Here is a 13,055-nt window from a genome sequence, read left to right on the forward strand (position 1 = left end):
TACAAAAAGCAAAGGGGATAGCAGATTGAAAAAACTATTGGCAGTCTTAAGTTTTGCACTGATTTTATTCCTAGGCACTTCGATTGAAAGTTCAGCCGCATCAAATACATACACAGTAAAAAGCGGGGACACATTATATAAGATTTCAAAAACGCAAAAAGTTTCAGTCAGCAATTTGAAAATTTGGAACGGATTAAAATCCGACACCATTTATCCGAAACAAAAACTTCAATTGAAGAAATCTTCAGCAAAACCAGTTTCCAAAAAAACGACGCCTTCCCGTTCAACAAGCGGATCGGTAGCTAAAGAATTTACAGTAAGTGCAACTGCCTACACGGCGTATTGCAAAGGGTGTTCCGGCATTACCAGAACAGGGCTTAACCTAAAGAAAAATCCGGGGCTTAAAGTCATCGCGGTAGATCCAAAAGTAATTCCATTGGGGACAAAAGTCCATGTTGAAGGTTATGGCTATGCAGTCGCAGGCGATACAGGCGGTGCCATTAAAGGCAACAAAATTGATGTCTTTATTCCCACTCAAAGCAATGCACTTAAGTGGGGACGCAAAAACGTAAAAATAAAAATATTGAAATAAGCAAAATCCGGCTCATAAACATGAGCCGGATTTTTTTATGGAATGCTATAAAATCAGTAGATTATTCTTACGCATATCACTGGTTACCTCCAGATCAAAATAAATGCTTGATGAATAAAGTAAAAATAGGGAAAGAGGGTAAATTCAAATAAATAGTCTTTTTAAAAGCTAGGCGGTATAATGTTTGTATAATAAATGTAGAGTTATTTAGGGTAATTTGAAATGGAGGCATCTGTTATGTCGGAGAAAATGATTGTGATCGGAGCCGGGCCTGGTGGTTTAGCTGCAGCTATGTTATTGGCCAGTAAAGGATACCAGGTGGATGTCTATGAGAAGCAGGCATGGATAGGGGGAAGAAACGCAGAGTTGCGTCTTGGGGACTTCACGTTTGATACAGGCCCAACCTTTTTAAGCATGCTGCATTTAGTGGAAGAACTGTTTGAAGCGACCGGCCGCAATTTAAAAGATTATATGAATGCGGTTGAACTGGATCCTATGTATGAATTGATTTTTGAAGATCAGAACCTGGTGATGACGCGCAATAACCAGGAAATGAAAAAGCAGATCAATGAAAACTTCAAAGGCGACGGCGACGGATACGAACGCTTTATGAAAGAGACCGGAAAGAAACTGGAAGCTTTATCGCCGATTCTGCAAACGAAAATGGACAGTTATTTTGGGATGGTTCATCCAAAGGTCTTGAAAGCTTTGCCGGAACTCGAAGTGAATAAAACATTATATGATGTTTTATCCCGCTATTTTAAGGATGAGCGCTTGAAAATGGCTTTTGCTTTCCAATCTAAATATTTGGGCATGTCGCCATGGGAATGCCCCGGTGCTTTTTCGATTCTTTCCTATATGGAACACGCTTACGGCATCTACCACCCGATCGGCGGAGTCAACCAACTTTCGCAAGCGATGGCAAAAGTAGTGGAAGAACTGGGCAGCAAAATCCATACCCGTACAGGTGTTAAAAAATTATGGATTGAAAACCGCAAAGTGAAAGGGGTAGACCTTGAAAATGGCCGACGTGAGGCAGCGGACGAGGTGATCATCAACGGTGATTTTGCACATGCCATGAATAATCTGGTCGAACCGGGAATCCTGAAAAAATACTCGCCGGAGAAACTGGCGAAGAAAAAATATTCTTGTTCCACATTCATGCTGTACTTAGGTCTTGATAAAAAGTACGACCTTTCTCATCACACCATCGTATTTGCGAAGGATTATAAGAAAAATGTTGAAGAGATGACAAAATCGCGCATCCTTTCTGCAGATCCTTCCATTTATGTACAGAATGCCAGTGTGACCGATCCGACATTAGCGCCTGAAGGGAAATCAGCGCTATATATTTTAGCCCCTGTACCCAATAACTTCAGTGACATCGGCTGGGAAAAAGAGCAGGATGCTTTCCGTGAATTGGTGCTAGATATTATTGAAGAAAAGACGCAATTCAAGAATCTGCGTGATCATATCGAAGTTGAGAAAATGCTGACACCGATGGGCTGGCAGGAAGATTATTCGGTATACCAGGGAGCGACATTCAATCTTGGCCATCAATTAACACAGATGATGGTATTCCGTCCGCACAATAAATTTGAAGAGTTGGGGAATTGCTGGTTGGTCGGCGGAGGCACACATCCCGGAAGCGGATTGCCGACTATTTTGGAATCTGCCCGCATTACGGCGAACGGCATCCTTGAGCAGCATGGCAAAAAAGGCATCCCGATCTTGCCTCTTCCGGCATTGGAGGGATTTGTATGAAAATCGCAATGGTCGGCGGTGGTGTCGGCGGTATGATGGGTGCTTTGTATTTAAACAATATGGGCTTTGACGTCACTATTTTTGAAAAAGAAGAAAAGCTTGGCGGCCGGTTAACGTTCGTGGAGCGAGACGGCTTTAAAGTGGACCAGGGCCCTACGATTGTCCTATTGCCTGAAATGTTTCAGGATTTGCTTCAGCAGGCAGGGATTCCGGCTGAAGAAATCGAATTATTATTATGCGATCCACTTTATTCCATCCGTTTTTCAGATGGGACAGTCTACACAAAATATCCCGATATCAATCGTCAACTGGAAGAGATTGAAAACGTCTTTCCAGCTGAAAAAGAAGGGTTTCTACGGTATATTTCAGAAGGGCGCAAGCGTTTTGAAATCGGCAAGTCCTCATTCTTAGAGCATTCATTTGTCAATAAAGCCGATTTTTTTACAGCTGCAAATATAAAAAAACTGCTTAAGCTGAAGCCCCAGCAATCTGTTAAAAAACTCACATCGAATTATTTTCGGGATGAACGGCTGCAATTAGCTTATTCTCTGCAGTCCCTGTATATCGGTGGAGATCCTTTCCGTGCCCCGGCGATGTATTCGCTTGTTCCTTTTAGTGAACACGAACATGGGGTATATTATTTAAAAGGCGGTTATGGCAGTCTGATTCCAACCTTGGAAAAAACATTGCGGTCACGCGATAACTTGACCATCAAAACAAACACTGCAGTACAGCGAATTGTCACAGAAAACGGCAAAGCTAAAGGGATTGAAACAAAAGAAGGCTTTGAAGCATTCGAGGCGATTGTCTACAATGGCGATTTCCCCGGCATTGAAAAAGTATTGCCGGAACAGAAGAAAAAGAGCTATACAGCTTCTTCAGGGTGTGTGCTACTGTATTTCGGGTTAAACAAGGTATATGAAGAAGGAAATGTCCATCAATTTTTCATTGGCGATAGCTATGAAGACCATATGGATGATGTATTTAGGAAGAAAAAGAAGACTGAAAATCCGGCAATCTACACTTTTCATCCGTCGAAGATAGATGATTCACTGGCTCCTGAAGGCAAAGGTGTTATGTATGTACTGGTGCCCGTGCCTTCAGGAACAGACATCGATTGGGCGAGCGATACAGCATGGATCGACAGAATCATTGATCGAATGGAAGAATTGGCTTTTCCGGATTTCCGGAAAGCGGTCGAATGGATGGAAGTCCGGACGCCTGCACAAGCAGAAGCTTTCGGCTTGTTTAAAGGAGGCAGTTTCGGAATCGGTCCAACCTTATTCCAGTCAGGTGTTTTCCGTCCCCAAGTCAAACCATACAAAACAGATCGCTTGTATGCGGTTGGTGCTTCTGTTCATCCTGGAGGAGGCATTCCAATTGTCATGCAAGGTGCAAAGCTGCTGGCAGAGCAAATCCAAGGCGATTTTGCAAAGGAAAGGGGCAGTGCATGATGAATTTGAAAGATGCTTATACCTCCTGTGAAAAAGTCATCGCTACGCATTCGAAAAGCTTTTACAAAGCATTTTCCTTATTGCCTAAGGAAAAACGCAAAGCTGTTTGGGCTGTTTATACATTTTGCCGGACAGTGGATGATATTGTGGATGAAGGACTCAACTCCAAAGAAGAACTTGCACAGTTTAAAGTGGACTTCAACGAATTTTTGAACGGAAACTACGATTTCGAAAATCCGATGTGGGTGGCCTTGGCACATGTATTTGAAAACTATGAAATGGATGTCGAGGCATTTTGGGGATTGATCACGGGACAGGAAATGGATCTGACCATCAACCGCTATCGGACCATGGAAGAACTGTTGAACTACAGCTACCATGTAGCGAGCACCGTCGGCTTGATGTTGTTGCCGATTTTGGCACCGGGAAAAACAGGGGTTCTGAAAGAAGGCGCCGTTTCACTCGGCTATGCAATGCAGATCACCAACATTCTTCGCGATATTGGTGAAGACCTGGAAATGGGCCGGATTTATTTGCCGGAAGAAATCATGGGGAAATATGAGTTGTGTGAAGATGAGCTGCGTTCTGGAATAGTCAGCCCTCAATTTATTGCCGTGTGGGAAGAACTGGCGGAAAAAGCCGAATTCCATTATAAGAAAGCATTTGAAACCATACAGGACTATCCGCTTTCTTCAAGAGTCCCGGTCAAAGGAGCCGCACTTGTATACCGTGAAATCCTGACAACCATCCGCTCGAAGCAATACAACGTCTTCCGCGAAAAGCATTACGTACCAGAAGAATCAAAACAAGCGATTTTGGCTTGTTTGTAGTACGAAAAGCGGAAGCGCCCGTATAGCTCTGCCGGGCATAAGACAGATTAGCGAAGTGGCGTTCTTTGCCGCATAGCTAATCTGGCTTATGACCCAAAGAGCTGGGCGCTGGAGTCTGGACAATAAGAAAAGAGAAGGCAGCTGTCTAGCCGCGCCTCCTACTATAATCGAAAAAGACACCCTCATCATCATGATGAAGGTGTCTTTTTCGATTTCGCAATAATGTTATTGGCTACGTTCAAGCCGCTCAATACAACCATCGGCGACCCGCCGCCTGGATGGGTGCTGCCGCCGACGAAATACAAATTGCGGATATCTTTGCTTGCATTGGCCGGGCGCAGAAAGGCGTCTTTCGGCCGGTTGGATGAAGGGCCGTATAGGGAGCCGCGAAATGAACCGAACTTTTCACGGATAAAAGCAGGCGTGAAGATTTTTTCTTCGGCCAAGTACTTGCGGATATCAATTCCATAGCTAAAGAGGAAATCGTAGATACGCTCTTTATAAGCCTCTGGCTCAATTTGCAATGTTCCCTCAACGGTTAAGGCAGGTGCATTGACCAGGATGAACAGGTTGTCGCCGTCCGGTGAAACCGAAGGATCCGTATAGGAAGAATTGCTGATATAAACTGTCGGCTCATCACTGTAAACGGAAGCGTCAAACAAATCCTTGAACTCCTGACGGTAATCAGACGAGAAAAAGACGTTGTGGTGCTTGAGAAGGTCCAGTCGTTCGGTTAAACCGACAGTAATGACAAACGCCGAAATGGAGGGCTCAAAAGCAGCGATCTTAGCATCGTTTAAAGATGGACGTTCCGCTTCTTTGACCAAAGCCGGAAATGCTGATAGCAGGTCACCGTTTAAAATGACCAGGTCAGCAGCAATCAGTGTTCCGTCTTCAAGCTCCACGCCGCTTGACTGTCCTCCATCTGTGATGATTTTTGTAACAGCTGTCCCGGTATGTAATGCCGCTCCGGATTTTCTTGCGACAGCCGCAAAGGCTTGGGCAATTCCAGTATTTCCGCCTTTTGTATAAAAGACGCCTTCAACCAATTCCAAATAAGCGATCATGGAAAAAGTAGCTGGTGCCCGGTAAGGAGAAGAGCCGATGTATGTGGCATACCGATCGAATGCCTGCACCAAAAAAGGATTTGTAAAATAGCGCTGGAAAAAATGATGCATGGATTCAGCCGGACGGACCTGAAAAAGCGCGAAGCCGAGAGACGGCGATAGGTAATCGCGCCAGGACTGGAACGTCACCGGGAAAAAAAAGCGTTCCGACAATTTATACAAACGACTGATTTCCTTTATGAAGGCTGGGTATTTACCCGCAGCTGCAGGGTCGATCGTTTGGAGTTGATGGACCATCTCTTCCTGATTGCTGGAAAAATCAAAAGCATGGCCGTCCGGAAAATGATTGCGCGTATGGACTTTCAAAGGAATGAAATCCAGGTACTCCTGTGGATCTTCGCCAGTCTGTGAAATCACTCGATTGAAGACAGCTGGCATCGTAATGGTATTTGGACCGAAATCGAAGCGATAACTTCCCAGTTCCACAGGCATCAGCTTGCCGCCAAGATGGTCATTCTTCTCAAAGAGCTCCACTTCAAATCCTGCATGGGCAAGCGTTACGGCGGAAGCCAGTCCGCCTAATCCGCCGCCGACTATGACAATTTTTTTCATGAATAATGCCTTCCTTTCCATGAATAAGGTTGTTTTTTAAAGGATTTGCGCATGGATTGAACCAATACCGCAAGCATTGCTGCTGCCTGAAGAGGAATCAGAAAGGAAAGATACCAGCGTTGATTGGTCACCATATCGATATACCAGCGCTGGACCATTGTCAGTGCGTAAGGGATGATCCATGAATAGAACCCACTGAACAGGCCGTAAACGGCTATAAATGGCGGGAGCACATAAAAGACAGAATAGAAAAGGATGAGACCCGCTGCAAGTATAGGAGAACGGCCGATTCCAGTGTAGCTGTTTTTCAGGAACCCTTCCCATACTTCAGAGTTGGTGTCATACATCCGGCATTTTACCGACATGGTGATATTCGCCAGTATGACTTTAAAGCCCTGCGATTTCATTTCCCGGGCAATATGGACATCTTCGACCAATGAATCATGGACCGCTGCATGTCCACCAATTTCCTGGTAGCTGGTGCGTTCAAACATCATCCACATGCCATTGGCTGCTGTCGCCGCTTTGAATTTCGTATAATTGGCCAAAGCAATCGGCAAATGAAATAAAATCACGAAATGCAGCATCGGCACGAGAAGTTTGCTGAGAAAAGGCGATACATCAAAAGCGGGAAAACCGGTCAGCAAGTTAGCTTTCTTTTGCTGCATCAATGCCAAGGACTGTTCAATCGCTCTCGGCCTGAATCGGACGTCCGCATCGACAAACAGCAGAACATCCCCAGAAGCGGCTTGCTGCAGCTGATGGCAGGCGTGCACTTTTCCAACCCAGCCATCGGGCAATTCTTTGCCCTGCAGGATGGTGAAACGGGTATCTCCATCAATCGTCCGTTCCAGCTCTTGCTGTGTGCCGTCGGTGGATTGATCATTTAAGATAATGAATTCCGTGCGGCCATATGAAGAATTCTTTAATGATTTTACCAGCACTTCGACATTACGTTCTTCATTTCGCATAGGAACAAGAACGGACATGAGGGGGGTAGCCAAAAGACTGGGTTGTTTAGGCAAAGCAGGAAGAAACATGCGGTTGATGATGATCCAAGCCAGAAAAAACAAATGCATTCCGATATAAATGGCCATCGTCATTTTCTCCTTTTTCCAAGTGACTCAAAGGCTTCACTGTTTTCACTGATGACTGTATTCTTTAGCGAATCGAGTTGTTCGGTGCAGAGCTGTTGAAGATAAAGCGTTTTTTCTTTACGGGTCATATGCGCAATTTCATCGGTCGATACCGGCGGATGTTGGCGTATCCAAAGTTCGGGTTTTTGCTGGTGGCCGAATGAATAATAAAAATTGAGGGGCACAACCGGTACTTCCGGGCAATGCTCCATCAAGTAGGCGATTCCTGTTTGAAAGGCGAGAGGCCTTGTTTCAAGGTGGAATTCATCTCCTTGCGGAAAAAGAACCACTGATTTACCCTTCTTCAACAAGGATTCAGCATATTGAAGTGAAGTGAGAATTTCTTTCGGTTTCTGCCGATTGATGGAAAATGCGCCGAGATAACGGAAATAAGAATGTTTTTTAAGCCCGTCTTCATGCATCATCATATGGATATCATGGCGCCAGACTGTGCGGTTCAAATAGAAAAACACCAGGCCGTCCCACCAGGAACTGTGATTGGCAATAAACAATACAGGCTCTTCCGGAATTTTTTCCACTCCTTGCCCGAGTAAACGGGAAAAAGATGAGCGGATGAGTGGTGTCAAATACAGATTAAAGCCTGTTTCAAACAAAGCTGATTTTTTTGCATCGATCATATAGGCCGCCTCTTCCAGGCCAACAGTACGATCGAAGCAGTTAATATGGCAGTCAATGACGCGGCTAGCCACAACCCGCCGATCGCTCCCAGCATGATGAACATGGCGATCATCAATACATATAAAAGTACCATCCGTTTTTCAGGCAGATCCGAAGCCATGACCATGGATTTCTTCTTCATGCTTAAGTCGATCACCAGATGAAGGACAAATGCTACAACAAACCAACCGAAAAAGTTGGTCCAGGGAATTTCGTAGTAAAGGCCGGTGTCTTCCCAAATCCAATATTGTTTTACTTGATAAGCTACTGGATCGATGATCAAATCGATGACTACTGCGCCAAAGCCCCCAACTATGGCGTATAGTAAGCCCCCAGCAGGAAAGATCCAGCGCGCGACAACATGTGTAGTTGCCATAACCATCAACCAAGCAAAACCGATGGCGATTGGAACACCGAAGATATTAGGGGCAAAACGGTCTGTATAATCGTAAGAGCCGAACAGGAATCCGCTGTCTGCACCGGCCCATTCCACAAAAAATGTTGAAAAGAAAATAAGTATGCCGAGCGATGATCCGACCGCAACGCCAAAACGCTTAGTGAAATACAAAAAGCCAAGTGTGCCGGCCAGCATCAGAAAGAACGCATTTGCCCACTCCAGCCAGGGAGGCAGAAGGTCAAAACCCAGTAAAATAATGCCGCATACATACCAAAAGATAAAAAGTTTAAAGATTCGATTTTCCCACACCGTGAACAGCTCCTCAACAAAATGACTTATACAAATATTATACAGGAGTCTGGATGAAATATGAAAACATGCGGAAAGCTATAGCCAAAAGCAAGCAAAGATTGAAGGGACGAAACACACATCAGGTTTTATCGTTTCAAAAATAGGGAATAAATTGCTGTATCTATTTATCTATTATTCAATTTTTTTGAGGAAATAAAGCATTTATCCAGTTAAAATAGCGTATTTTTTTGAGGGAAAAGAAAATTTAACTAAAAATCTTAATCTTTTTTATTTATTTTAAAGCCTTGAGGCACAGGCATTCAACGACAAAAATTGATTTATCTGAGAATGCGGTCAGTCTTGAATTTTCTGTAAACTCTTGCAGGGTTTCCTGCACACTAGTATACTTTAGAAGAGTAAACGAGTGTGTTCTTCAAGTGGAGGCGTTAATAATGCAGGATTTACTGCGAAGTGTATCTGATTCGTATCCGGAATTTAGTGCAGGCCAAAAAAAGGTCGGTGATTTGTTTTTTAAAGAACCCATTTTTTTAGCGTTCTCTTCTGCTCTTGAAGTTGGCAAGCGAGTGAATGTCAGTGAATCGACAGTCATCCGGTGGACACAAAAACTTGGATATAGGGGATATGCGGATTTTCAACAGGTTGTGCAGCGCAAGCTGGCTGAAGAGCGCCTGGAGAAAGCCGAACAAAATGTTCCAGAACCTATTGCCACTCAGACTTTTTTGGAAAACTTGTTGGATGCAGAAGTTTTAAGTATTGTGAAGCTGAAAAAATCGATCAACGAGGAAGAACTTCTTCAAGTTGTCGACAAAATCAGTCAAGCAAATCGTGTGTATGTTGCTGGTGATTTTTTCGATTATGGCATAGCTCACTGGTTCGCCAACTGGTTGAACCTTGCACTTGACCATACAGAAATGATGCATCCCTCAACTGGAGAATACTATACCCAACTCTCCAAAATGGGAAAAGGGGATCTGGTAATCGCTTTTGTTTTCCCTCGCTATACCAGAATAGTCATCGATACATTGAAAAACGCCAAAGAACATGGGGCAGATGTCATCGTTCTGACTGATACAGAAAATTCTCCAGCTCTTGCCTATGCAGATTATGCTCTTACGGTGTCAGTGAATTCAACATTGAGCATTGATTCCTACACCTCTGTCCATGCGCTTTTGACTTCGATTATGCGTTTTGTTTATGTTAAAGAACAGACGAAAGTAAATGGCAATTGGGCAAAGGCAGAAGTTGTCTACAAAGAGCGGAATCTTTTTATTTAGCGAACACTCTTTACTGGGAAATTCCGAAGCGCCTTGGCGATTTGGTCAATTATAAACGAAAAGGGGAGAATAAAATGAAAAAGAAATTATCATTTTTAAGTGTAGTATTTTCTGCAGGAATGTTATTGGCAGCTTGTGGAGGAGACGACACAACCAGTCCGGAAGAAGGAGCAAGTACAGAAGGCGGGAACAGTGATTTGAACTTAGTGGAAGAAGGGAAGTTCACTACTGCTTCAAGTGGGCTTTATAAGCCTTTCAACTATGAAGAAGGCGGCAATTTGACAGGTTTCGATATTGAAATCGGAAATGCGCTTGCTGAAGAGATGGGCTTGGAGCCGAATCCGGTGACTACTCCATTCGAAACAATCATTCAGGGCTTGACGACAAACCGTTACGATGCAATTTTGGGATCGATGGCTATTACTGAAGAACGCGCTGAGCAAGTGGCATTTTCGGATCCATACTATTATTCTGGTGGCGTAATCTTCGTCCGTGAAGGAAATACAGAAATTACTTCAGAAGCCGATCTTGAAGGAGCAACAATCGGCGTTGTCGGACAAAGTACGTATGACACAGCTGCACAAAACTACACAGATGACATTCAATACTACAATAGTGATGTTGTTGCATTGCAAGACTTGGAAGTTGAAGGGCGTCTAGATGCTGTTATCACTGCCGATGTAGTAGGATTTGAAGCACAGAACGCAGGCTTGGAAATCGAAATGATCGGTGATCCATTGTGGATTGAACAAGCTGCTGTTGCAGTGCGTCCGGAAGATGAAGCCTTGCTTGAAGCGATCAATGAAGCATTGGCAACTATTGTTGAAAATGGAACATACGATGAAATTTCCCAGAAGTGGTTTGGGCGTAACCTCCTCGATGTAGATCTTGAAGGAATTGAAATTCTCAACTAAACAAGCTGAGATGGGGAGGAGTGGCGTTTATGCCAGAGATATTTGTAACGGTTTATGATGTATTCATGCGAACATACCCTGGATTTTTAGAGGCCACTGTCGTTACACTTCAATTGACAGCAATCGGTGTCATTTTAGGGACAGTCATCGGACTTATTTTTGCGCTGATGAAAATTTCAGGATCGAAAATTTTACAGACGATTGCTAATATCTATATCACAATCATCCGCGGTACGCCGTTGATTGTGCAAATTATGTTTCTATATTTCGGCATCGTCGAAATTTATACAATGTCCAATTTCTGGGCAGGGGCAATTGCGCTCGGTGTCCATAACGGTGCTTATATCGCGGAAATTTTCCGTGGTTCAATACAGGGCATTGACCCAGGGCAACGTGAAGCCAGTATGTCACTCGGGATGGATCGGCGCCAAACAATGAGCCGAATCGTTTTCCCGCAGGCTTTGCGCCGCTCGATTCCGCCGCTTGGCAATCAATTCATCATCACATTGAAAGATTCGTCACTCGTTTATATTATCGGGGTGGCGGAAATCTTCTCACTTGGAAACAGGGAAGCTGCGCAGTCCTACCAGCCGTTTGAATCGTTCCTGGTTGTTGCGCTCTATTACCTGGTGCTGGTGATGATCTTCACATTCCTATTGCGTTTGTATGAAAACAAACTCGATGTCGACAGAGCCTAAGGAGGGACTAACATGATCATTGGAGAAAACATTCATAAGTCCTTTGGTGACCTCGAGGTGCTGAAAGGCGTAGATCTTCATGTCAAACCACAGGAAGTTGTTGTACTTGTTGGAGTCAGTGGCTCCGGGAAAAGCACGCTCCTCAGATGTTTCAACTTCCTTGAAATGATTAATGAAGGAAAGATTACGATTGATGGCCATACAGTCAACCCGAAAAAGGATAATTTAACGAAAATCCGTGCTGAAGTAGGCATGGTCTTCCAGCATTTTAACTTGTTTCCTCATAAGACGGTATTAGAGAATGTCATAGAAGCACCGATCACCGTCAAAAAGATGAAAAAAGAAGCTGCAAAAAAACTGGGGATGGAATTGCTGGAAAAAGTAGGCTTGAAAGATAAAGCAGATGTCTATCCAAGCAAGCTTTCCGGCGGACAAAAGCAGCGTGTCGCCATTGCGCGCTCCCTTGCGATGCAGCCGAAAGTCATGCTGTTTGATGAGCCGACTTCAGCGCTCGATCCGGAATTGGTTGGAGAAGTTCTGCAGGTCATGAAGCAGTTGGCTGAAGAAGGGATGACCATGGTCGTGGTTACCCATGAAATGAAATTCGCCAAAGAAGTAGCGGACCGCATCATCATGATTGATGAAGGGAAGATCATCGAATCGGCAGATCCAAAGACTTTCTTTGAAAATCCGCAAAACGAACGGACAAAACAGTTTATTCAACTGGTTGAATAAACGATCCCTCAATAGGTTGAAAATACCAGATAGAAAAGAAGGAGTCGGTTCGAATGAACTGATTCCTTCTTTCTTTTGTTGATTGACGTTTGCTGATCGACAAAACGGTTAAGGTAAAGTATATGAGAGTATTTGAGGAGGCTGAATGGATGAGAATCGAAGAGATCATGACGACTGATGTCGAAACGTGTATGCCTGAATCAACGCTCCAAGAAGTTGCCTCAAAAATGCGGGAAATAAATGTAGGGTCCATCCCGATTTGTGAGGAAGATCGCTTGGTCGGCATCGTTACAGACAGGGATATTGTCATCCGTGCCATAGCTGAGCAAATTCCGAGCGATGCCGCCATAGCTGAAATTCTATCTGCTGAAGTCATTACCGGAACGGTAGACTTAACAATTGAAGAAGCGGCTGAACTAATGGCTGCCCATAAAATCCGTCGGCTGCCCATTGTAGAAAATGATCGCGTAGTCGGCATTGTTTCTTTAGGCGATTTAGCGATAAGAGACGTTTCATCGAATCATTATGCAGAAACCACCATAATTGAAATTTCTGAGTTGGATTAGCAGTAGAATGAAAAAAAGTCCTTTTC

13 protein-coding genes are annotated in these 13,055 nt (G+C 44.1%); 9 read left to right on the top strand and 4 right to left on the bottom strand.

Features of this window, described 5'->3' with window-relative positions:
- Positions 1-25: 25 nt before the first annotated feature.
- The 4 genes from ACRC6Q_RS02345 to ACRC6Q_RS02360 all read left to right on the top strand — a co-directional run bounded on the left by ACRC6Q_RS02345 (position 26) and on the right by ACRC6Q_RS02360 (position 4,640).
- Complete coding sequence (locus ACRC6Q_RS02345; protein ID WP_223640824.1) at positions 26-592, top strand: 3D domain-containing protein; 567 nt, start codon at positions 26-28, stop codon at positions 590-592.
- A 237-nt stretch (positions 593-829) separates the two neighbouring features.
- Positions 830-2,356, top strand: coding sequence for a phytoene desaturase family protein (locus ACRC6Q_RS02350; protein WP_431465724.1), 1,527 nt, complete (start codon positions 830-832; stop codon positions 2,354-2,356).
- On the top strand, positions 2,353-3,810 hold the full coding sequence (locus ACRC6Q_RS02355) for a phytoene desaturase family protein (protein ID WP_431465725.1): 1,458 nt from the start codon (positions 2,353-2,355) through the stop codon (positions 3,808-3,810). The genes ACRC6Q_RS02350 and ACRC6Q_RS02355 overlap by 4 nt, the downstream gene beginning before the upstream one ends.
- The gene (locus ACRC6Q_RS02360) at positions 3,807-4,640 is read left to right on the top strand and encodes a phytoene/squalene synthase family protein (protein WP_431465726.1); all 834 of its coding nucleotides are present in this window, start codon (positions 3,807-3,809) and stop codon (positions 4,638-4,640) included. The genes ACRC6Q_RS02355 and ACRC6Q_RS02360 overlap by 4 nt, the downstream gene beginning before the upstream one ends.
- A gap of 188 nt (positions 4,641-4,828) precedes the next feature.
- Here the strand turns inward: ACRC6Q_RS02360 and ACRC6Q_RS02365 are convergent, their stop codons facing one another.
- The 4 genes from ACRC6Q_RS02365 to ACRC6Q_RS02380 are packed head-to-tail and all read right to left on the bottom strand — an operon-like array spanning position 4,829 to position 8,839.
- The gene (locus ACRC6Q_RS02365; RefSeq protein WP_223640813.1) at positions 4,829-6,319 is read right to left on the bottom strand and encodes a phytoene desaturase family protein; all 1,491 of its coding nucleotides are present in this window, start codon (positions 6,317-6,319) and stop codon (positions 4,829-4,831) included.
- Complete coding sequence (locus tag ACRC6Q_RS02370) at positions 6,316-7,416, bottom strand: glycosyltransferase (RefSeq protein ID WP_431465727.1); 1,101 nt, start codon at positions 7,414-7,416, stop codon at positions 6,316-6,318. Before ACRC6Q_RS02370 ends, ACRC6Q_RS02365 begins: the two co-directional genes overlap by 4 nt.
- Positions 7,417-7,418: 2 nt before the next feature.
- Positions 7,419-8,093, bottom strand: coding sequence for a lysophospholipid acyltransferase family protein (locus ACRC6Q_RS02375; RefSeq protein WP_223640791.1), 675 nt, complete (start codon positions 8,091-8,093; stop codon positions 7,419-7,421).
- Positions 8,090-8,839: a carotenoid biosynthesis protein gene (locus tag ACRC6Q_RS02380; RefSeq protein ID WP_431465728.1), complete on the bottom strand. Its 750-nt coding sequence runs from the start codon at positions 8,837-8,839 to the stop codon at positions 8,090-8,092. The genes ACRC6Q_RS02375 and ACRC6Q_RS02380 overlap by 4 nt, the downstream gene beginning before the upstream one ends.
- Positions 8,840-9,273: 434 nt before the next feature.
- On the opposite strand from ACRC6Q_RS02380, the gene ACRC6Q_RS02385 reads away from it, so the two are divergent.
- From ACRC6Q_RS02385 to ACRC6Q_RS02405, 5 genes are all read left to right on the top strand, one after another.
- Positions 9,274-10,116, top strand: coding sequence for a MurR/RpiR family transcriptional regulator (locus tag ACRC6Q_RS02385; RefSeq protein WP_223640785.1), 843 nt, complete (start codon positions 9,274-9,276; stop codon positions 10,114-10,116).
- A 74-nt stretch (positions 10,117-10,190) separates the two neighbouring features.
- The gene (locus tag ACRC6Q_RS02390) at positions 10,191-11,030 is read left to right on the top strand and encodes a transporter substrate-binding domain-containing protein (RefSeq protein WP_223640783.1); all 840 of its coding nucleotides are present in this window, start codon (positions 10,191-10,193) and stop codon (positions 11,028-11,030) included.
- 29 nt (positions 11,031-11,059) lie between these two features.
- Positions 11,060-11,728: an amino acid ABC transporter permease gene (locus tag ACRC6Q_RS02395; RefSeq protein WP_223640781.1), complete on the top strand. Its 669-nt coding sequence runs from the start codon at positions 11,060-11,062 to the stop codon at positions 11,726-11,728.
- 12 nt (positions 11,729-11,740) lie between these two features.
- Positions 11,741-12,463, top strand: coding sequence for an amino acid ABC transporter ATP-binding protein (locus ACRC6Q_RS02400; RefSeq protein ID WP_223640777.1), 723 nt, complete (start codon positions 11,741-11,743; stop codon positions 12,461-12,463).
- A 149-nt stretch (positions 12,464-12,612) separates the two neighbouring features.
- Positions 12,613-13,029 carry a CBS domain-containing protein gene (locus ACRC6Q_RS02405; protein WP_223640774.1) on the top strand — a complete coding sequence of 139 codons (417 nt, stop codon included), beginning with the start codon at positions 12,613-12,615 and terminating at the stop codon, positions 13,027-13,029.
- Positions 13,030-13,055 lie beyond the last annotated feature (26 nt).

The sequence above is a fragment of the Planococcus sp. SE5232 genome (genome assembly GCF_050686535.1).
Classification (GTDB): domain Bacteria; phylum Bacillota; class Bacilli; order Bacillales_A; family Planococcaceae; genus Planococcus.

Excerpts from the sequence above, each read along its gene's own strand:
- ACRC6Q_RS02390 (WP_223640783.1), top strand. The coding sequence starts at position 10,191 with ATGAAAAAGAAATTATCATTTTTAAGTGTAGTATTTTCTGCAGGAATG.
- ACRC6Q_RS02375 (WP_223640791.1), bottom strand. The coding sequence starts at position 8,093 with ATGATCGATGCAAAAAAATCAGCTTTGTTTGAAACAGGCTTTAATCTG.
- ACRC6Q_RS02365 (WP_223640813.1), bottom strand. The coding sequence starts at position 6,319 with ATGAAAAAAATTGTCATAGTCGGCGGCGGATTAGGCGGACTGGCTTCC.
- ACRC6Q_RS02405 (WP_223640774.1), top strand. The coding sequence starts at position 12,613 with ATGAGAATCGAAGAGATCATGACGACTGATGTCGAAACGTGTATGCCT.
- ACRC6Q_RS02395 (WP_223640781.1), top strand. The coding sequence starts at position 11,060 with ATGCCAGAGATATTTGTAACGGTTTATGATGTATTCATGCGAACATAC.
- ACRC6Q_RS02400 (WP_223640777.1), top strand. The coding sequence starts at position 11,741 with ATGATCATTGGAGAAAACATTCATAAGTCCTTTGGTGACCTCGAGGTG.
- ACRC6Q_RS02360 (WP_431465726.1), top strand. The coding sequence starts at position 3,807 with ATGATGAATTTGAAAGATGCTTATACCTCCTGTGAAAAAGTCATCGCT.
- ACRC6Q_RS02355 (WP_431465725.1), top strand. The coding sequence starts at position 2,353 with ATGAAAATCGCAATGGTCGGCGGTGGTGTCGGCGGTATGATGGGTGCT.
- ACRC6Q_RS02385 (WP_223640785.1), top strand. The coding sequence starts at position 9,274 with ATGCAGGATTTACTGCGAAGTGTATCTGATTCGTATCCGGAATTTAGT.
- ACRC6Q_RS02370 (WP_431465727.1), bottom strand. The coding sequence starts at position 7,416 with ATGGCCATTTATATCGGAATGCATTTGTTTTTTCTGGCTTGGATCATC.
- ACRC6Q_RS02350 (WP_431465724.1), top strand. The coding sequence starts at position 830 with ATGTCGGAGAAAATGATTGTGATCGGAGCCGGGCCTGGTGGTTTAGCT.